This window comes from Noviherbaspirillum cavernae (assembly GCF_003590875.1).
Lineage (GTDB): Bacteria > Pseudomonadota > Gammaproteobacteria > Burkholderiales > Burkholderiaceae_D > Noviherbaspirillum > Noviherbaspirillum cavernae.
The window spans coordinates 1,320,535-1,339,458 of record NZ_QYUN01000002.1 but is presented as its reverse complement, the minus strand read 5'-3'; the positions used below and the strand labels follow the sequence as shown (position 1 = coordinate 1,339,458).

General features: G+C 59.5%; 17 protein-coding genes. 4 read left to right on the top strand and 13 right to left on the bottom strand.

Annotation, left to right across the window (positions count from 1 at the left end):
• Window positions 1-28 precede the first annotated feature (28 nt).
• The 4 genes from carB to D3870_RS06285 form a co-directional block, all read right to left on the bottom strand.
• On the bottom strand, window positions 29-3,259 hold the full coding sequence (carB, locus tag D3870_RS06300; RefSeq protein ID WP_119737583.1) for a carbamoyl-phosphate synthase large subunit: 3,231 nt from the start codon (window positions 3,257-3,259) through the stop codon (window positions 29-31).
• Window positions 3,252-4,406, bottom strand: coding sequence for a glutamine-hydrolyzing carbamoyl-phosphate synthase small subunit (carA, locus tag D3870_RS06295; RefSeq protein WP_119737581.1), 1,155 nt, complete (start codon window positions 4,404-4,406; stop codon window positions 3,252-3,254). Before carA ends, carB begins: the two co-directional genes overlap by 8 nt.
• 232 nt (window positions 4,407-4,638) lie before the next feature.
• Window positions 4,639-5,046 (bottom strand): GlcG/HbpS family heme-binding protein, encoded by a 408-nt coding sequence (locus D3870_RS06290; protein WP_119737579.1) that lies wholly within the window; start codon window positions 5,044-5,046, stop codon window positions 4,639-4,641.
• Window positions 5,047-5,118: 72 nt separating this feature from the next.
• Complete coding sequence (locus tag D3870_RS06285; protein ID WP_119737578.1) at window positions 5,119-6,324, bottom strand: response regulator; 1,206 nt, start codon at window positions 6,322-6,324, stop codon at window positions 5,119-5,121.
• 125 nt (window positions 6,325-6,449) lie between these two features.
• On the opposite strand from D3870_RS06285, the gene D3870_RS06280 reads away from it, so the two are divergent.
• Window positions 6,450-6,998, top strand: coding sequence for a C40 family peptidase (locus tag D3870_RS06280; protein ID WP_119741757.1), 549 nt, complete (start codon window positions 6,450-6,452; stop codon window positions 6,996-6,998).
• A gap of 11 nt (window positions 6,999-7,009) precedes the next feature.
• Here D3870_RS06280 and D3870_RS06275 read toward each other — a convergent pair whose 3' ends face one another.
• A complete protein-coding gene (locus tag D3870_RS06275) occupies window positions 7,010-7,924 on the bottom strand; it encodes a patatin-like phospholipase family protein (protein ID WP_119737576.1) in 915 nt (304 codons plus the stop codon).
• 180 nt (window positions 7,925-8,104) lie between these two features.
• Between D3870_RS06275 and D3870_RS06270 the strand changes: the two genes are divergently transcribed.
• The gene (locus D3870_RS06270; RefSeq protein WP_119737574.1) at window positions 8,105-9,145 is read left to right on the top strand and encodes a Fe(3+) ABC transporter substrate-binding protein; all 1,041 of its coding nucleotides are present in this window, start codon (window positions 8,105-8,107) and stop codon (window positions 9,143-9,145) included.
• 80 nt (window positions 9,146-9,225) lie between these two features.
• On the opposite strand, the gene phoR is transcribed toward D3870_RS06270, so the two are convergent.
• From phoR to D3870_RS06230, 8 genes are all read right to left on the bottom strand, one after another.
• Complete coding sequence (phoR, locus tag D3870_RS06265; RefSeq protein ID WP_119737573.1) at window positions 9,226-10,521, bottom strand: phosphate regulon sensor histidine kinase PhoR; 1,296 nt, start codon at window positions 10,519-10,521, stop codon at window positions 9,226-9,228.
• A gap of 127 nt (window positions 10,522-10,648) precedes the next feature.
• A complete protein-coding gene (locus D3870_RS06260) occupies window positions 10,649-11,338 on the bottom strand; it encodes a response regulator (RefSeq protein ID WP_119737571.1) in 690 nt (229 codons plus the stop codon).
• A gap of 2 nt (window positions 11,339-11,340) precedes the next feature.
• Complete coding sequence (gene phoU, locus D3870_RS06255; protein ID WP_119737569.1) at window positions 11,341-12,048, bottom strand: phosphate signaling complex protein PhoU; 708 nt, start codon at window positions 12,046-12,048, stop codon at window positions 11,341-11,343.
• 46 nt (window positions 12,049-12,094) lie between these two features.
• Complete coding sequence (gene pstB / locus D3870_RS06250; protein ID WP_119737567.1) at window positions 12,095-12,877, bottom strand: phosphate ABC transporter ATP-binding protein PstB; 783 nt, start codon at window positions 12,875-12,877, stop codon at window positions 12,095-12,097.
• A 1-nt stretch (window position 12,878) separates the two neighbouring features.
• The gene (gene pstA, locus D3870_RS06245; protein WP_119737566.1) at window positions 12,879-13,724 is read right to left on the bottom strand and encodes a phosphate ABC transporter permease PstA; all 846 of its coding nucleotides are present in this window, start codon (window positions 13,722-13,724) and stop codon (window positions 12,879-12,881) included.
• Entirely contained in the window at window positions 13,724-14,668 is a 945-nt protein-coding gene (gene pstC, locus D3870_RS06240; RefSeq protein WP_242490046.1) for a phosphate ABC transporter permease subunit PstC, read from the bottom strand. Before pstC ends, pstA begins: the two co-directional genes overlap by 1 nt.
• 189 nt (window positions 14,669-14,857) lie before the next feature.
• Window positions 14,858-15,901, bottom strand: a complete 1,044-nt coding sequence (gene pstS, locus D3870_RS06235) for a phosphate ABC transporter substrate-binding protein PstS (RefSeq protein ID WP_119737564.1) — start codon at window positions 15,899-15,901, stop codon at window positions 14,858-14,860.
• A gap of 294 nt (window positions 15,902-16,195) precedes the next feature.
• Window positions 16,196-17,428, bottom strand: a complete 1,233-nt coding sequence (locus tag D3870_RS06230; protein ID WP_242489879.1) for a DUF445 domain-containing protein — start codon at window positions 17,426-17,428, stop codon at window positions 16,196-16,198.
• 205 nt (window positions 17,429-17,633) lie between these two features.
• On the opposite strand from D3870_RS06230, the gene D3870_RS06225 reads away from it, so the two are divergent.
• Together D3870_RS06225 and D3870_RS06220 are read left to right on the top strand one after the other, a co-directional pair.
• Complete coding sequence (locus D3870_RS06225; protein ID WP_119737563.1) at window positions 17,634-18,095, top strand: helix-turn-helix domain-containing protein; 462 nt, start codon at window positions 17,634-17,636, stop codon at window positions 18,093-18,095.
• Window positions 18,092-18,787 carry an IS630 family transposase gene (locus D3870_RS06220; RefSeq protein ID WP_119737561.1) on the top strand — a complete coding sequence of 232 codons (696 nt, stop codon included), beginning with the start codon at window positions 18,092-18,094 and terminating at the stop codon, window positions 18,785-18,787. The genes D3870_RS06225 and D3870_RS06220 overlap by 4 nt, the downstream gene beginning before the upstream one ends.
• The last annotated feature ends 137 nt before the right edge of the window (window positions 18,788-18,924 follow it).

The following is an 18,924-nucleotide window of genomic DNA, read 5'->3' as shown; positions in this document are numbered from 1 at the left end:
CCTCTGTGGTTGAAGCTGAATTGTGAGGTCAGTGTAAGGTTTTATGCAGGCCTTGTAAATCGTAGACATGCAGCTCATCAAGATGGCGCATGCCTTCCACTGCGGCTTCTGCACCGGCAATAGTTGTGTAGGTTGTTACACGTGCGGCAAGTGCGGACGTCCGGATGGCGCGCGAGTCCACAATTGCAGACCGCTTTTCCTCAACCGTGTTGATGACCAATGCAATCTCGTTGTTCTTGATCATGTCAACGACATGCGGGCGGCCTTCGACAACCTTGTTGACGGTCGTGACCGGGATGCCGGCAGCACTGATCGCAGCGGCGGTTCCTTTGGTCGCCGCAACCGAGAAGCCCATTTCAACCAGGTCTTTCGCGACTTGCACCGCACGCGGCTTGTCGCTGTTCTTGACGGAAAGAAAGACACGGCCGGAGGCGGGGAGCTTGATGCCGGCGCCGAGCTGCGACTTGACGAAGGCTTCGCCGAAGGTCCTTCCCACGCCCATGACTTCGCCGGTGGACTTCATTTCGGGGCCGAGGATGGTATCCACCCCGGGGAACTTGACGAACGGGAACACCGCTTCCTTGACGCTGTAGTAGGCCGGCACCACTTCGCTGCCGATGCCCTGGCTGTCGAGCGTCTGCCCGGCCATGCAGCGCGCCGCGATCCGCGCCAGCGGCAGGCCGGTGGCCTTGGACACGAACGGCACCGTGCGCGAGGCGCGCGGGTTGACTTCCAGCACGTACACGATGTCCTGCAGCTTGCCGTCGATCTCCTGCTGCTGGATCGCGAACTGCACGTTCATCAGGCCGACCACGTTCAGGCCCTGCGCCATCAGCGCGGTCTGGCGCTTGAGTTCGGCGATCGTCTCCGGCGACAGCGAGTACGGCGGCAGCGAGCAGGCCGAGTCGCCCGAGTGCACGCCGGCCTGCTCGATGTGTTCCATCACGCCGCCGATGAAGGTGCGGCTGCCGTCGGACAGGCAGTCGACGTCGACCTCGATGGCGTCGTTGAGGAAGCGGTCGAGCAGCACCGGCGAGTCGTGCGAGACCTTGACCGCCTCGCGCATGTAGCGCTCGAGGTCGCGCTGCTCGTGCACGATTTCCATCGCGCGTCCGCCCAGCACATACGAGGGACGTACCACCAGCGGGTAGCCGATCTCCTGCGCCAGGCGCAGGGCGTCTGCCTCGGTGCGCGCGGTGCGGTTGGGCGGCTGCCGCAGGCCGAGCTTGTGCAGCAACTGCTGGAAGCGTTCGCGATCCTCGGCGGCGTCGATCATGTCGGGGCTGGTGCCGATGATGGGCACGCCGTTGGCCTCGAGGTCGAGCGCGAGCTTGAGCGGGGTCTGGCCGCCGTACTGGACGATGACGCCGACCGGATGTTCCTTGTCGACGATTTCCAGCACGTCTTCCAGCGTGAGCGGCTCGAAGTACAGGCGGTCGGAGGTGTCGTAGTCGGTGGACACGGTTTCCGGGTTGCAGTTGACCATGATGGTTTCATAGCCGTCCTCGCGCATGGCCAGCGCGGCGTGCACGCAGCAGTAGTCGAACTCGATGCCCTGGCCGATGCGGTTGGGGCCGCCGCCCAGCACCATGATCTTCTTGTTGCCGGTCGGCTGCGATTCGCACTCTTCCTCGTAGGTGGAGTACATGTAGGCGGTGCGGGTGGCGAATTCGGCGGCGCAGGTGTCGACCCGCTTGTAGACCGGGCGCACGCCCAGTGCGCGCCGCTTGTCGCGCACCGCGGTGTCGCTGGTCTTCAGGAGCCGGGCCAGGCGGCGGTCGGCGAAGCCCTTCTGCTTCAGGCGGAACAGGGTGGGTTTGTCGAGGCTGTCCAGCGTCTGCGTTTCCAGCCACAGCTCGATGTCGACGATTTCCTTGATCTGCACCAGGAACCACGGGTCGATGTGCGTCAGCTGGTGCACCTCCTCCAGACTGAAGCCCTGGGCGAAGGCGTCGCCGACGTACCAGATGCGTTCCGGTCCCGGTTCGCCCAGCTCCTCCTCGATGGTTTCGCGGTCGGTGGTCTTCTCGTTCATGCCGTCGACCCCGACTTCGAGGCCGCGCAGCGCCTTCTGGAACGATTCCTGGAAGGTGCGGCCGATCGCCATGACTTCGCCGACCGATTTCATCTGCGTGGTCAGATGGCTGTCGGCCTGCGGGAATTTCTCGAAGGCAAAGCGCGGGATCTTGGTGACGACGTAGTCGATGGTCGGTTCGAACGAGGCCGGGGTGGCACCGCCGGTGATGTCGTTGCGCAATTCGTCGAGCGTGAAGCCGACCGCCAATTTCGCCGCGACCTTGGCGATCGGGAAACCGGTGGCCTTCGACGCCAGCGCCGAGGAGCGCGACACGCGCGGGTTCATCTCGATCACGATCATGCGCCCGTCCTGCGGGTTGATCGCGAACTGCACGTTGGAGCCGCCGGTATCGACCCCGATCTCGCGCAGCACCGCGACCGAGGCGTTGCGCATGATCTGGTATTCCTTGTCGGTCAGGGTCTGCGCCGGCGCCACCGTGATCGAGTCGCCGGTGTGCACGCCCATCGGGTCGAGGTTCTCGATCGAGCAGACGATGATGCAGTTGTCGGCCCGGTCGCGCACGACTTCCATCTCGAACTCCTTCCAGCCGATCAGGGATTCCTCGATCAGCAGTTCGGAGGTGGGCGAGGCTTCCAGCCCGCGCTTGCAGATGGCCTCGAATTCCTCGGGGTTGTAGGCGATGCCGCCGCCGGTGCCGCCCATGGTGAAGGAGGGCCGGATGATGACGGGAAAGCCCAGTTCCTTCTGCACCGCCCACGATTCCTCCAGCGTGTGCGACACGCCGGAGCGGGCCGAGCCGAGACCGATCTTCGTCATCGCCTCCTTGAAGCGGGAGCGGTCCTCGGCCTTGTCGATGGCGTCCGGCGAGGCGCCGATCAGTTCGACGTCGTACCGGGCCAGCACGCCGTGCCGGTGCAGATCGAGCGCGCAGTTGAGCGCGGTCTGGCCGCCCATGGTGGGCAGGATGGCGTCCGGGCATTCCTTGGCGATGATGCGTTCGAGCACTTGCCACGTGATGGGCTCGATGTAGGTGACGTCGGCCATCTCGGGGTCGGTCATGATGGTGGCCGGGTTGCTGTTGACCAGGATGACGTGGTAGCCCTCTTCGCGCAGCGCCTTGCAGGCTTGCGCGCCGGAATAGTCGAATTCGCAGGCCTGGCCGATGATGATCGGGCCGGCGCCAATGATCAGGATGCTTTTGAGGTCGGTACGCTTAGGCATGTTTCTTGGTCTCCATCATCGCCACGAAGCGATCGAACAGGGGGGCCACGTCGTGCGGACCGGGCGAGGCTTCCGGGTGTCCCTGGAAGCAGAAGGCGGGGCGGTCGGTGCGGGCGAAACCCTGCAGCGAGCCGTCGAACAGCGACACATGGGTGACGCGGCAGTTGGCTGGCAGGGTCGATGCGTCGACCGCGAAGCCGTGGTTCTGCGAGGTGATCATCACCTGTTTGGTGTCGAGGTCCTGCACCGGGTGGTTCGCGCCGTGGTGACCGAACTTCATCTTGAGCGTCCTTGCGCCCGAGGCCAGCGCCATGATTTGGTGGCCGAGACAGATGCCGAAGGTGGGGTAGCCGCGCTCGATCAGCTCCTTCGTGGCGGCAATGGCGTAGTCGCACGGCTCCGGGTCGCCCGGGCCGTTGGCGAGGAAGATGCCGTCCGGCTGCAGCGCGATGGCGTCGGCCGCCGAGGCCTGCGCCGGCAGCACCGTGATCCGGCAGCCGCGTGCGGCGAGCATGCGCAGGATGTTGCGCTTGACGCCGTAGTCGAACGCGACCACGTGGTACTGCGCCGCCTCCTGCCGGCCATGGCCTGCGCCCAGCGTCCATTCGGTCTCGCTCCATTCGTAGGCGACCGGGGTCGACACGACCTTCGCCAAGTCCATCCCGGCCAGCCCGCCGAACGAGCGCGCCAGCGCCAGCGCCTCGTCGGCATCGGCACCGTCGCCGGCCACGATCGCGCCGCTCTGGGCGCCCTTCTCGCGCAGCAGGCGCGTCAGCCGCCGCGTGTCGATGCCGGCGATCGCCACCACGTTCTGCGCCTGCAGGTACTGCGACAGACTCTGCGTGGCGCGGAAGTTCGACACCAGCGCCGGCAGGTCGCGAATGATCAGCCCGGCCGCGTGCACCCGGCCCGCCTCCACGTCTTCCGCATTGACCCCGACGTTGCCGATGTGCGGGTACGTCAGCGTCACCAGCTGGCGGCTGTAGCTCGGATCCGTCAGGATCTCCTGATAGCCCGTCATCGCCGTGTTGAACACCACTTCCCCCACCGTCCGCCCGGAGGCGCCGATCGACATGCCGGTGAAAAGCGAACCGTCCGCCAAGGCGAGCACGGCCGGAGGGGTGGAGCCAGAGAAAAATGGCAGCAAGGGTAACTCCTGAGGTGATTACCGCCGCTGCGCCGCGCCAGAACGACCGTCAACCAAACGGCTTGCGCTTTGGATGTGCGGGTCTTCGTGGGACGAGATGGAAGGGGTATGCGCTACGGCGGGATAAATTAGTTAAACCCGAAAATTATAGCCGAAAATGCCCTTCACCGCAATCCGCAGGACCTCGTGAAGAGCGCTTTCCAGCTACTGCCGACAGCGCATTTTTGCGGAATCAGACGCCCAGCGCTGCAATCCCTGCTTTCGCAATTTGCACGTCTTCCGACGATTTCACGCCAGAGACACCAACTGCGCCAACACATTGGCCGCCAACCATGATCGGCACACCGCCTTCAAGCAGGCCTTGCAGCGTTGGCGCGGTAATGAAGGACACGCGACCATTGTTGATCATGTCTTCATAAATCTTGCTTTCGCGGCGACCAAGTGCAGCAGTCTTGGCTTTTGCCGGAGCGATATCGGCAGAGATCGGTGCCGCGTCATCAAGACGTTGCAACCACAAAAGGTGCCCGCCGTCATCGACGATGGAAATTGTCACTGCCCAGTTGTTTGCCTTCGCTTCCGCCTCTGCAGCAGCAGCGATTTTCTTGACGTCGTCAAGCGTCAGAATTTGTTTCGATTGCATCGCTTCTCCTCGTAAAAAGAAGAACGGATTGTACGATAGACGGTGTGCGACGTGTTTGCCACGACTGGGCCACTACTTGCGTTGTTGCAACACAAGCTCCATCAATGGTTGCAAGTCTGCTGCCAGCCTTTCGAGATGCGGCAACACTTGATCCTGCCGACCTTCTTGCAACCATTGCAGCAATGTTTCAGCCGCCGGGCGATCTGCATTGCAGCCGTCACCGCTTCCTGTCATTTTTTGTTGAATTACCTCGCCATCCCTGGCAGACAGCCACAGCAGCGATGTATCGACCGGCCGCGACTGGAGAGCTACCTCTTCTTCCTGGCCGACGACGCCGGTAATGGCGTGATCCAACCCGAGCGTCGCACGCTGGCGGGCGACTTCGCATAATGTCTCCAGCGAAACCGCATCAGATTCGTTTCCAAAATCAGACAGCGAAACGACGCCGCAACTCGCGACAAATGACATCTGCTCGTGCTCGCTCAAATTCGCGTTTGCAATTGCCTGACAAACACGCTGCGCAAAAAAACGGGCTGAATCGAAATTGATGCTTCCAGTTGCGACGGCAAATTCGGCCTCGCCTGTCCTCGCCACACGATCGCTCTTGCGCACGGTATGACGCAACAGGCGACCGACCGCATCGACAACGCTTGATGGAGGACATGCGGCAAGCCCTTCCAAACCAGCATGCTTCAGTCCGATGCGGATGCCAAGAATGACAAAATTTCTCTTGTTCCTGATTGCGTTTGCAAGAAGTAACCCGGCCTGGTTCCGGAACAATTCAGGCGAGTCCAAATCATCCATGGCCTCGGTCGAATTTGCACGATTGCGCGCAAGCGCCTCAAGGCTGCGTTCAAATTCGCCTTGCGTGCTGACCAGCCGAGCCAGAATGTCCAGCCTCGAAAGAAGTTGCGGCGTGGCGATACCCTTTGTAATCAAATCGGTCGCACCGGCGGCTTTCGCGCGATCACGCTCTTCCTGCACATCGCTGCCGGATACCACCACCACCGGAATATCGCGGATGCGGGCAACTTTGGATGCACGAATCCTTTGCAGTAATCCATAACCGTCCAGCTTCGGCATGGTGAGGTCGGTAATCACGACGCGGATGCTCGGATCGACCAGCAGCGTTTCCCACGCCTGCTCGCCATCCAGTGCCTCGCGAAATTCGAACATACCCTCGATATGCTTGATCAGCGTCGCGCGCACGATCCGTGAATCGTCCGCGATCAATACACGAGGCTTGACATGAATATCGATGGAAGTATTCGCGGTCATGCTATGTGATCATGCAGTTTTGATCATGAGATGCCATTGAGCAAGCATACTCGCAGGCAACAGTTTTTGACAGTACTGCGAGATTCACTTACAGTCGATTGGTACACCGCACTGAATTGATCAAAATGCCAATTTCCGATTACCTCGTTCGGCTGCGAGCATTGCCTCCGATGTGTGTCATCGCCGTTGGCATCTGCTTGTCGCCCCTCGCATATGGTGCGGACTATCCTTTGGAGGAGTCGCCTCCGCTGAACACGGCCTTGAGCAAATTGCAGAATCTGTCCGGTCGCGCATCCGAGCTTGCGATGCAGGCCATGAGCATGATCGGCATCAGTTACAAGTACGGCGGCACCGCACCTGAAAGCGGGCTGGACTGCAGCGGGTTGGTGCGCTATCTGTTCAAGGAGGTATGGAATACCAATCTGCCGCGGACGTCGGAAGAAATCAGCCAAGTGGGTCAGCAGGTTGAAACCAAGGACTTGCAGCCGGGCGATCTGGTCTTCTACAACACCTTGAGACGCGGCTTTTCCCACGTCGGCATTTATCTTGGCGATAACAAGTTCATCCATGCGCCTTCGGCTGGCGGCAAGGTCCGCATCGAAAGCATGGACGTCGGTTACTGGCGCAGCCGGTTCAACGGCGCGCGCCGCATCAGCGAACCGGAGCACAAATAGGATATTGCATCCTATTGTTCCCTTTTCTGTTTCAACTTCTGCCTGAGTTCCGGTATGGCCGCGACGGCCGCCTGCTCTCCCGCCAGGATTGCGACATTACGTCCGGGGAAGTCATTGCCCTTCATGGTTCCCAGACGCGGTTGGATGACGATGTCGGCTTCCTTCAATTCATGGTTGTTGATGCTCTGCCCCATGATGGCGAAGGTTTGCAGCAGAACATCCAGTGAACTTGACGCCGGTTGCGCATCGGGTTGCGCCGATATGTTCACCGCAATCACGAAATCCGCCCCCATCTGCCGCGCAAAGCGTACCGGCACCGGTGAAACCAGTCCGCCGTCCACGTAGGCGTGATCACCGATCTTGACTGGTTGAAAAACACTGGGAACAGCGGATGAGGCGCGCACGGCGAGTCCGGTGTTACCGCGTTGGAACAGGATCGGTTGTCCGTTGTTGAGATCGGTGGCGACCGCACCAAATGGAATTTTCAGCTTTTCAAGCGGCACCCCGTTGATGGCCTTGTTGACGTAATTCTGCAATGCCTCGCCTTTCAGAACGCCAGTGCCTTTGGAAAACAGCGGTACCGACCAATCCGAGATGGCGGCTTCTTCCATTTCCAGTGCCATTTTGTTCAACGCGAAGCCATTGTTCCCTGCCGCGTACAAGGCGCCGACCAGGCTGCCGGCACTTGTTCCAACCACAACATCGGGCACGATGCCCTGCGCTTCGAGCGCCTTGATGACACCGATATGGGCAAAGCCGCGCGCCGCGCCGCCGCCGAGCGCGAGACCGATTTTTACGCTGCGCGGCGGTTTTTGCTGCACCGCTACCGGCGCATTCGGCGTGGCGATGGGTGCGGTCGTGGCCGCACAGCCGGCAAGTAATAACACCGCGGATGAAGTGATCAGGAGTAAACGCACAGGAAACATGTGACAAGGAAGCAAAAAAGACTCGGGAACAGATGCATGGGCAATGACGTTTCATTGCGCTGCATCAAGGATTGTAGCGGAAGCTGCGAAAGGCGCTTGCAGCCTCAATGAGAACGATTTCGATTTGCCAAATACGCGTATAATTTTTGCAATTGAAAATCATTCTCAATAAGGAGCAACATGAAACGTTTGACTTCCACATTGATGGGCGCTGCTGTTGTATCGCTTGCCGCAAGTTCGGTTCAGGCGCAAGAGAAGGAATTGAACCTCTACTCTGCCCGTCACTATCAGACCGACGAACAGTTGTATTCGAACTTCACCAAGCAAACCGGCATCAAGATCAACCGGATCGAAGCCGACGACAATGCCTTGCTCGAACGCTTGAAGAATGAAGGCAAGAACAGCGCGGCCGATGTCATCCTGCTGGTGGATGCCGCACGTCTGTGGCGCGCCCAGATCAACGGCATGTTCCAGCCGGTCAAGTCCAAGGTGCTGGATGCGCGCATCCCTGCCAACCTGCGCGGCAAGGATGACGGCAACGGCGCGGAATGGTACGGCTTTTCGACGCGCGCTCGCATCATTGTCTACAACAAGGACACGGTAAAGCCGGAAGATGTGGCGACGTACGAATCGCTTGCCGATCCGAAAAACAAGGGCAAGGTCTGCACCCGTTCCGGCTCCCATCCTTACATGCTGTCGCTGATCGGCTCCATGATCGACCGCAACGGCGAACAGGCAACGGAACAATGGGCGCAAGGCATGGTCACGAACTTCGCGCGTCCTCCGCGCGGCGGCGACACGGACCAGATCAAGGGTGTCGCAACCGGTGAATGCGGCGTAGCGCTCGCCAATTCCTACTACTATGTTCGCCTGCTGCGCTCCACGAAGCCGGATGAAAAGGAAATGATGAGCAAGGTCGGCTTCCTCTGGCCGAACCAGAAGACGTCGGGAACACACATGAATATTTCCGGCGGCGGCGTCGCGAAGAATGCACCGCATCGCGATGCGGCTGTCCAGTTCCTGGAGTACCTCGCCAGCGATGACGCGCAAGCCTATCTGGCCAACGGCAACAATGAATGGCCTGTCGTGAAGAGTGCGGTGGCGAAGAACCCGGCGTTGGAATCGCTCGGCAAGTTCAAGATGGAAACCGTCTCGATCGCCACCATCGGCAAGAACCAGATCGCGGCACAGAAGATTCTGGATCGCGTCGGCTACAAGTAAGTCTCATCAGCAAAGGGTCAGGAATCGACTGTTCGAATCCTGACCTGCGATGGCGGCACAGTCCGCCATTCGCGCCCGTCCTAATCCCCCCACACCACCTTCTGCGGGAACTTCACGGCGAAGCAGCTGCCCTGCTCCGGCTGCGACTCGATGGTCAGCGATGCATCATGCCGCAACAGCACATGCTTGACGATGGCCAGGCCCAGCCCGGTTCCCTGCGTCTCCCGCGAGCGACTCTTGTCAACGCGGTAGAAACGCTCGGTCAGCCTCGATATATGTTCGGGTCGGATGCCGATGCCGGTGTCACGCACTTCGAACTGCGGACCGGCCGCAGTCTGCCGCCACGTCATCTCGATGCGCCCTTGCCCCGGCGTGTAGCGCACTGCATTCGACGTCAGATTGCCGAACGCGCTGCGCAGCTCTTCCGTGCTGCCCTTGATGTCTGGCCCATCCACTTCGAGCGAAATGTCGTGCCTGCCTGCTGACAGCGCCTTCGCCTCCTGCAAGACCTGCTCCAGCAAGGCCGGAATGTTGACCCGCTCGGGACGAAGCGGATAGTCAACCGACTCCAGACGCGTCAATGTCAGCATGTCCTCGACCAGGTTCTGCATGCGGTGTCCCTGTTCGCTCATCAATTTCACGTGCGCCAATCTGGTTTGCGCATCGAGTTTCGGCTGGCCCAGGGCGATTTCGAGGAAACCGTTGATCACGGTCAGCGGTGTGCGCAATTCGTGCGACGCGTTGGCAATGAAGTCGCGCCGCATCATTTCAATCCGTTCCGATTCCGTCGCATCGTGCGTCACCAGAATCTGCCGACGGTTTTCGAACGGGATGATATGCGCGATCAATTTGCGGTCTCTCAGGCTGAGAGAAAGCGGCTGGTCGTAACGTCCGAGGATGATGTAGTCCATGAATTCCGGGCTGCGGACAAGATTCGTGACCCGCATGCCTTTGTCGCGGTCGAGCTTGAGGCCGAGATGCTTTTCCGCCGCCGGATTGCACCATTCCAGGAACAGCACGTCGTCCATGATCACGACGCCATCCGGCAGCAGACTCATCGCCTGGCGGAAGCGCGCCAGCCACTCGGTCAGTTCCGCCTGGTTCTTCTCATCGCCGCGGCGCATCTTGTAGAGCCGCGAAAAAATATCGGTCCAGGCACCCCAGCCATCGGGAAGCGCGCTGCTGGACGGTTCGTCGAGCCATTCGGCGAGGCGATACAGATACTGGAGCTGGACGACCAGCAAGACGCACATGGCAAGAAGGCCGGCGAGCAATCCGGCGATGGGGCCGAAGAAATACCAGAGTATGCCGACGCCGACCAGCACGAACGACAGCCGCAAGATGGCCGGAACCCAGAACAGCAGCTTGGGATTCATAAGAAAAGAAGATGTGAGCGTCTGACAAAACGAAGCGAAGCGTTTCCGAGTGGCCGCGCAGCCGCAGACAGTACATATGGTACGGCAAGGCTGCGCAACGCCCTCGAAATCATTTTGTCAGACGCTCTTATTTTTCAGACAGCATGTAACCTACACTACGCACGGTCTTGATGAGCGATTCGGCATCCTTGAGCGCCTTCCGCAGGCGCAATACATGGACATCGACGGTACGCTCTTCGATCACGACATGATCGCCCCATACCTTGTCGAGCAACTGACTGCGCGAAAAGACGCGCTCGGGATGCGCCAGGAAGAATTTCAGCAGCTTGTATTCCGCATGCCCGATCTCGATCTTTTCTTCGTGCAGCATGACGCTGCAGCTGACCGGATCCAGCGTGACGGCACCCGCCGTCATCATGCTTTGCGCATGCTCGGGACTCTTCCGGCGCAAGAGCGCCTTCATGCGCGCGGTAAGCTCGCGCGGCGAAAACGGCTTGGTGATGTAGTCGTCGGCCCCCGTATCGAGTCCCGCGATCTTGTCTTCTTCCATGCTCTTGGCCGTCAGCATGATCACCGGGATGCCTTGCAGCTGGCGATCGGATCGGATTCTCGACAGCAGGCGCAGACCGGTCTGGTCCGGCAGCATCCAGTCCAGCAGAATCATGTGCGGCGTGCGGCGCTGGATGAATTCCCATGCGTCGCCTGCGGTATTCACCGCAAAGGCATTCCAGCCCGCTCCCTGCAGCGTGAATGTCACCAGCTCAACGATGGACGGTTCGTCTTCGACTATCAGAATGGTGGTTTTGTCTGCTGCCATGGTCAAATGGAACTGTCCAGCTTCGTGTACACGTAATCGGTATGGCGAATGTCCTTGCCCTCCACCACGTAGATGACGTACTCGGCGATGTTCTTGGCGTGATCGCCGATCCGTTCCAGCGCCTTGGCGACCCACAAGGTGTCCAGTGCCGCCGAAATGGTGCGCGGATCTTCCATCATGAAGGTGATCATCGAGCGCATGATGGAGCGGAATTCGTGATCGATCACCTCGTCCTGCGCGATGATCCTGGCCGCCTGCTTTTCATCGAGGCGCGCAAATGCATCGAGCGCATCGTGCAACAGGTTCGCCGTGTTGGCGGCGATCACGCGGATGGATTCGTAGTGGTTGAGCGCGCCGGTCGAGCCGCGCTCCTGCATATTCTTCGCACTACGCGCGACCTTGGTCGCCTCGTCGCCGATGCGTTCCAGATCGGTAATCACCTTGATGGTCGCCATCACGGTGCGCAAGTCGTTCGCGGCCGGCTGGCGCTTGACGATCAAGTGGCTGCAGGTGTCGTCCAGAGCGACTTCGAGGCGGTTGACTTCCTCATCGCCCTTGATGACGCCATCGGCCTGCGCGACGTTCCCCGTGCGAAAAGATTCAATTGCGTCGTTGAACTGGCGTTCCACCAGTCCACCCATCAGCAACACCTTGGAGCGGATCGCTTCCAGGTCCATGTCGTATTGTTTTGAAGAATGGTCGCCCGGCATCAGGCTCTCCTTAATGATTCAAGATTGGCAGTCTGCGAATGCATGTTCAGCCGAAACGGCCGGTGATGTAATCCTGCGTTTCCTTCTTCGCCGGATTCATGAAAATCTGATCGGTCTCGCCGAACTCCACCAGCTCGCCGAGGTACATGTACGCCGTGTAATCGGAGCAGCGCGCAGCCTGCTGCATATTATGCGTCACGATGGTGATGGTGTAATCCTGCTTCAGTTCGGCGATCAGTTCCTCGATCTTCGCGGTCGAAATCGGGTCCAGCGCGGAAGTCGGTTCGTCCAGCAGCAGCACGTCGGGCTTGACCGCGACACCGCGAGCAATGCACAGCCGCTGCTGCTGGCCGCCCGACAGGCTGAGGCCGCTCTTGTTGAGCTTGTCCTTGACCTCGGTCCACAGAGCCGCCTTCCTGAGCGCCCATTCGACGCGTTCATCCATCTCGCCGCGCGACAGATTCTCGTACAGGCGCACACCGAACGCGATGTTGTCGTAGACCGACATCGGAAACGGCGTCGGCTTCTGGAACACCATCCCGACCTTGGCACGCAGCATGTTGACGTCCTGCCCCGGATCGAGAATGTTCCGCCCGTGGTACATGATCGTCCCCTCCGCGCGCTGGCCCGGATACAGGTCGTACATGCGGTTGAGCGTGCGCAGCAGCGTGGACTTGCCGCAACCCGAAGGACCGATGAAGGCGGTGACCTTCTTCTCGTGGATATTCAGGTTGACGTCCTTCAGTGCATGCGACGCCCCGTAGTAAAAATTCAGGCCGGAAATCTGGAGGGTGGTCTTGTCGGCCATGGTCATCATTTGATCATTCATGTTATTTCGGCATCCTCTGACTGAACAAGGTGCGGGAAAGGATATTCAAACCGAGTACGCTGACGGTGATCAGCAATGCGCCGCCCCATGCCAGGGAACGCCAGTTATCGTACGGGCTCATGGCGAACTGGTAGATCACGACCGGCAGGTTGGCGAGCGGTGCATTCATGTCGGCGCTGAAGAACTGGTTGTTCAAGGCGGTGAACAACAGCGGCGCTGTTTCGCCTGAAATCCGGGCAACCGCCAGCAGCACGCCGGTCACGACACCCGCCTTCACCGCGCGCAGGCGCACCATCATGGCGACTTTCCAGCGCGGCGCGCCCAGCGAAAACGCTGCCTCGCGCAGGCTGTTCGGCACCAGCTTCAGCATGTTGTCGGTGGTGCGCACGATGACCGGCACGGCAATCAGCGAAATCGAGAAGGTGCCGGCCCAGCCGGAAAAGTGCTTCACGTTGGCGACATAGAGGGCATAGACGAACAGGCCGATCACGATCGATGGCGCCGACAGCATGATGTCGGTGATGAAGCGCGTCACCTGCGCCAGCCAGCTCTTTTCGCCATACTCGGCCAGGTAGATGCCGGCCAGGATGCCGATCGGCGTGCTGATCAGCGTCGCGGCGCCGACCATCATCAAGCTGCCGACGATCGCATTCATCAAGCCGCCGCCATCGCTGCCGGGCGCGGGCGTGGTCTGGGTGAACATGGCAAGGCTTAATGCGCCCACGCCCTTGAGGATCAGCGTGAACAGTATCCAGCCCAGAAACAGGAGACCGATCGCCATCGCCGCAAAGGACAACGCGATACCGACGCGGTGCTGCCACAGACGCTTGCGGTAGACCGGATTCATTATGTGCTCCCTTCTTTGCGGGACATTCCCATCAGCATGAGCTTGGCCGACGACAATACGATAAAGGTGATCGCGAACAGGATCAGGCCGAGCGCAAACAGCGATGACACATGCAGCGTCGATTCGGCTTCGGCAAATTCGTTGGCCAGCGTCGATGCAATGCTGTTGCCCGGCGCCAGCAGCGACCACGACAGCTTGTGCGCATTGCCGATCACGAAGGTAACGGCCATCGTCTCGCCCAGCGCGCGGCCGAGTCCGAGCATGACGCCGCCGACGACGCCGGTCCGGGTGTACGGCAGGACCACCTTGCGCACCACTTCCCATTTGGTACATCCAAGTCCATAGGCGGATTCCTTCAGCACTGCCGGCACGATTTCAAACACATCGCGCATGACGGATGCGATGAAGGGAATGATCATCACTGCCAGGATCAAGCCGGCGGTGAGTATGCCGATGCCCATGGCCGGCCCGCTGAAAAGCTGGCCGATGAGAGGCAACTGGCCCAGCGTGTTCTTCAACAGCGGTTGCACATAGTCGCCAAACAGCGGCGCGAACACGAACAAGCCCCACATGCCATAGATGATGCTGGGCACGCCCGCCAGCAACTCGACTGCCGTGCCCAAAGGCCGCCGCAGCACTGCCGGACAAATCTCGGTGAGAAAGAGCGCGATCCCGAAGCTGATCGGAAATGCGATCAGAAGCGCGATCAGCGATGTCGACACCGTGCCGGCAATGGCAATCAGCGCGCCGTACTGGTCGTTGACCGGATCCCACTCGATCGTGGTGATGAAAGCCGGGCCGAATTCCTTGAAAGCCGGCCATGCGCCGATGATGAGCGAGATGATGATTCCTGCCAGCACCAGCAGCACGCTCAATGCGAATGCGAGCGTGATCTTGTGAAACAGGAAATCCTGAAGCCGCTGGCGACGCATGGCCGCAGCCATTGCCAGATCGGCGGCATGCGTCGCACTGGCAGCTTGAGTCGTATCCGTAATGCGCACGGCAGTCGAAGTAATGTTTGCACTCATAAGGTCGATGCCGCGCGCGGCAGATAGTCGGTCCAACATTGCATCACGAAAAACCCCCTTCCCGTGAACGGGGGAAGGAGGCTTGCGTTCCATGACACTGCAGGCTTACCAGAGCGCCTTGCCGGCCGCATCCTTGACCTGCGATTTCCATGCATCCTGCACCGACTTCACCACCGCGCCTGGCATCGCGACATAGTCCAGTTCGGTCGCCATCGCGCCGCCGTTCTTGTAGGCCCAGTCGAAGAACTTCAGCACTTCCTTGCCCTTGGCCGCATCGGCCTGCGTCTTGTGCAGCAGGATGAAGGATGCGCCGGTGATCGGCCAGCTGGTCTTGCCGGACTGGTTCGTCAGCACGACACCGAAACCCGGAGCTTTCGACCAGTCGGCACCTGCTGCTGCGGCCTTGAAGGTTTCGTCGTCAGGCTGCACGAATTGGCCATCCTTGTTCTTGAGCTGGGTATGACTCATCTTGTTGCGCTTGGCGTAGACGTATTCGACGTAACCGATCGAATTTTTGGTGCGCTGCACGTTTGCGGCGACGCCTTCGTTCCCCTTGCCGCCGATGCCCGTCGGCCATTTGACGGCCGTACCGGAACCCACCTTGGTCTTGAAGTCCGGGTTGACCTTGGACAGGAAATCGGTGAACAGGAATGATGTGCCGGAGCCGTCGGAGCGATGCACCACGACGATGTCGTCGGCCGGCAGCTTGACGCCGGCGTTGAGCGCAGCGATTTCAGGAGCGTTCCACTTGGCGACCTTGCCGAGATAGATGTCAGCCAGCACCTCGCCGGTCAGCTTCAATTGGCCGGGAGCGACGCCTTCCAGATTCACGACCGGCACCACGCCGCCCATGATGGCCGGGAATTGCATCAGGCCTTCCTGCTCCAGATCTTCCGCCTTGAGCGGCATGTCCGATGCGCCGAAGTCCACGGTCTTTGCCTTGATCTGCTTGATGCCGCCGCCGGAGCCGATCGACTGGTAGTTCAGGCCGGTACCGGTCGCCTTCTTGTATTCCTCCGCCCATTTCGCGTAAATCGGGTAGGGAAACGTCGCACCGGCGCCGGTGATGTCGGCGGCCCATGCGGAAGAAAACGCGATGCTTGCACTCGTTGCCACTACTGCCGATTTCAGGAATTTGTTCAGTCGCATATCTGCTCCTTTGGTTGTCAAAACAGGACAGGGCGAACTGTAATCAACAAATGTGACAGGCCAATGACAACGCAGGAAATTTATGTGACGTGGATAAAAGTCTTTTTAAATCATCGAGTTATGAAAATCAATTGCGCATGAAAAAAGCGTCTGGAATTGCCATCTCATTTCAGTTTTATGACATGTGTGACATATAAATGACATGACTGTTCATTGTCAGACCGGCCACGCCGGATGCAGGTGGCCGGATGCAGGTGGCCGGATGCAGGTGCTTATCGGCTGCCTATCGGCTGCCTACAATGCCAGGGAAATCACATGCAGCACCAGCCCCACCATCCCGCCGACCAGCGTGCCATTGATGCGTATGTATTGCAGGTCTTTGCCCACATGCAATTCCAGCTTGTGCGAGATCGTTTCGGCATCCCATTTGTGGATCACGCGTGTCACCAGGTCAGCAATCATTTCCCGCCGCTGCACGATCGCTTCGCCGACAACGGTGCGTATCCATTGATTCAGCTTGTGCTGGATCGCCGCATCCCCCAACAGTTCGTCGCTGAAGGCATTCAACGCACGATTGAGCCTGGCAACCATCTGCGAATCCTCGGACGCCGCATCCGCCTCCAGCCGCGACTTGATGTCGTGCCAGATATCAATCAAATAATTGCGAAACAGCGGATGCCCCAGCACATCGCGCACCACGCTGTCGATCTTCGCGCCATATTCCGGCGACGACTCCAGCTGCGCAATCAGCTCGTCTGTCGCGAGGTGAAAGCGCATGCGCCATTCGCTGTCGTCTTCCTTCATTTCAGCCAGCGTGCCTTGCAAGGCCTCCAGCAGACGCTCGTAGAGCTTCTGGTCGATCGCTTTGGGTAGCCAGCGCGGGCTGCTTTCATGGATTTTCCAGCGGATATACGGCTTGTTGTGTTCCAGCGCACGATCCGCTATCCCGATCAGATGGTCAAAAAGCTTCTGATGGTGTTGACGCGCAACCAGCAACGACATCACCTCGGCCAGCACATGCGCAAAGCGCACATTGTCGAGCGCCGCCGTCAGCCGGTTCTGCATGAACTGGCGCACATCGTCATCCTCGATCACGCGCAGCATCGTCGGGATGCCCTTGATGACCTGACGCGAAATCGCCGCGCTGTTGTCGGGATGGGCCAGCCAGCCAGCGGCGATGCCGGCGAAATCGATGGAATGCAGTTCGTCCCGGATGATTTCCGGCGTCATGAAATTGTGTTCAAGAAAATCCGACAAGCTCTCCCCGATGCGGTCCTTGTTCCGCGGGATGATGGCGGTGTGCGGGATCGGCAAGCCGAACGGCGAACGGAACAATGCGGTGATCGCAAACCAGTCGGCGAGCGCGCCAACCATGGCCGCCTCGGCGAATGCGCCGACGAAGGAAAGGAAGGGATATTGCGGAACAAAAATCCGGGAAACGACAAAAACAAGCCCCATGAACAGAAGCAGGCCCGTCGCCAGCCTTCGCATGCGGGCCAATTGCGCAGCCTGGACTTGTTCCTGCATTGATTTGGTTGATGTTCTGACAAGTTGAAATATCCGTTTCGAGCATCGCCGCGCACGTTTGGTTCATGCCGCACAACCGGCGCTTGAGCAATAGCATGCTTCCCGCTTGGCAACTCGCGGCGTGATCGCTTTGCACATTGATTTCATCTAGTGGTCAGACACTCTAAATTTTTCTAGTTCAAAACGATCTAACCGTAGCCAGCTTTTGAAGGAGATCGTGATAAACAAGAAGTATGTGGTGAAGTTGACCGCCGAGGAACGAGCGCGGTACGAACATCTTGTGCATACAGGCAAGTCTGCTGCGTGGAAGATCCAGCGGGCGCAGGCGCTGCTGAAGGCGGATCAAGGGGCGCAAGGGCCAGGATGGGATGACGCCCGCATTGCCGAAGCCTTTGGGGTGACCACGCGCAGTCTGCAAAATTGGCGCAAGCAAGCGGTGGAAGAAGGGCCGGACTCCTTGCTGGAACACCAGTGGGCGCCACGACCGCGGGCAGTGAAGCTCGACGGTGAAGGACAAGCGCGCCTGACGGCGCTGGCCTGCTCGACAGCGCCGGATGGCCGCGCAAGCTGGACGTTGAATTTGTTGGCAAACAAGCTGGTGGAGTTGCATATTGTCGATACGATTTCGCGTGAAACAGTACGGCAGGCGTTAAAAAAAGCGACCTGAAACCGTGGCTGAAGCAGCAATGGTGTATCGCACCGCATGCGGATGCGGAGTTCGCCTGCCAGATGGAGCAGGTGCTGGAAGTGTATCGGCGGCCCTATGATCCTGCGCATCCGGTGGTGTGCATGGATGAACAGCCCAGGCAATTGATTGAAGAAGTGCGTCCCCCTTTGCCGATGCAACCGGGGCAGCCGGAGAAAGTGGATTACGAATACATCCGTCATGGCATGTGTTGCGTATGGATGTTTGTCGAACCCTTGGGAGGATGGCGCGACGCGACGGCCACGGCACAGAAGACCAGCATTGCGTGGGCACAGCAAGTGCGGGCGTTGGTGGATGCGCCGCGCCATGCACAAGCGGAGCGCATCACGCTCGTCTGCGACAACTTGAATACGCATCGGCTCGCCTCGCTGTATCAGGCATTTGAGGCGCCCGAAGCGATGCGGATTGCGCGCAGGTTGGAATTGGTCTACACGCCCAAGCATGGCAGTTGGCTCAACATGGCCGAATCGGAATTGAGCGTGTTGACCCGACAATGTCTGCGCGACCGCATAGGCGATATGCGCCTGATCGCAGCTCGGGCGCAAACATGGGCGCAGCAGCGCAATCAGGATCAAACCGGAATTGACTGGCAATTTCGTACCGAAGATGCTCGGATTAAACTGAAATACCTCTACCCGAAATTTTTAGATTGACGGAACACTAGTGCCCTGAGTTGGAAATTCGTTGCAAATAAAAGTGATGAAATCGCGACGAGACAAGGAAAAAAGCACAGCAAGGCCGAGGCCTTGCGAGCATTTTTGACGCCGTATCGGTGCGATTCTCGTCATCT

Excerpts from the sequence above, each read along its gene's own strand:
- phoU (WP_119737569.1), bottom strand. The coding sequence starts at position 12,048 with ATGCCGGGCGACCATTCTTCAAAACAATACGACATGGACCTGGAAGCG.
- D3870_RS06230 (WP_242489879.1), bottom strand. The coding sequence starts at position 17,428 with ATGCAGGAACAAGTCCAGGCTGCGCAATTGGCCCGCATGCGAAGGCTG.
- D3870_RS06290 (WP_119737579.1), bottom strand. The coding sequence starts at position 5,046 with ATGCAATCGAAACAAATTCTGACGCTTGACGACGTCAAGAAAATCGCT.
- D3870_RS06275 (WP_119737576.1), bottom strand. The coding sequence starts at position 7,924 with ATGTTTCCTGTGCGTTTACTCCTGATCACTTCATCCGCGGTGTTATTA.
- D3870_RS06285 (WP_119737578.1), bottom strand. The coding sequence starts at position 6,324 with ATGACCGCGAATACTTCCATCGATATTCATGTCAAGCCTCGTGTATTG.
- D3870_RS06270 (WP_119737574.1), top strand. The coding sequence starts at position 8,105 with ATGAAACGTTTGACTTCCACATTGATGGGCGCTGCTGTTGTATCGCTT.
- pstC (WP_242490046.1), bottom strand. The coding sequence starts at position 14,668 with ATGGCTGCGGCCATGCGTCGCCAGCGGCTTCAGGATTTCCTGTTTCAC.
- pstB (WP_119737567.1), bottom strand. The coding sequence starts at position 12,877 with ATGAATGATCAAATGATGACCATGGCCGACAAGACCACCCTCCAGATT.
- D3870_RS06260 (WP_119737571.1), bottom strand. The coding sequence starts at position 11,338 with ATGGCAGCAGACAAAACCACCATTCTGATAGTCGAAGACGAACCGTCC.
- carB (WP_119737583.1), bottom strand. The coding sequence starts at position 3,259 with ATGCCTAAGCGTACCGACCTCAAAAGCATCCTGATCATTGGCGCCGGC.
- D3870_RS06280 (WP_119741757.1), top strand. The coding sequence starts at position 6,450 with ATGCCAATTTCCGATTACCTCGTTCGGCTGCGAGCATTGCCTCCGATG.
- phoR (WP_119737573.1), bottom strand. The coding sequence starts at position 10,521 with ATGAATCCCAAGCTGCTGTTCTGGGTTCCGGCCATCTTGCGGCTGTCG.
- pstA (WP_119737566.1), bottom strand. The coding sequence starts at position 13,724 with ATGAATCCGGTCTACCGCAAGCGTCTGTGGCAGCACCGCGTCGGTATC.
- pstS (WP_119737564.1), bottom strand. The coding sequence starts at position 15,901 with ATGCGACTGAACAAATTCCTGAAATCGGCAGTAGTGGCAACGAGTGCA.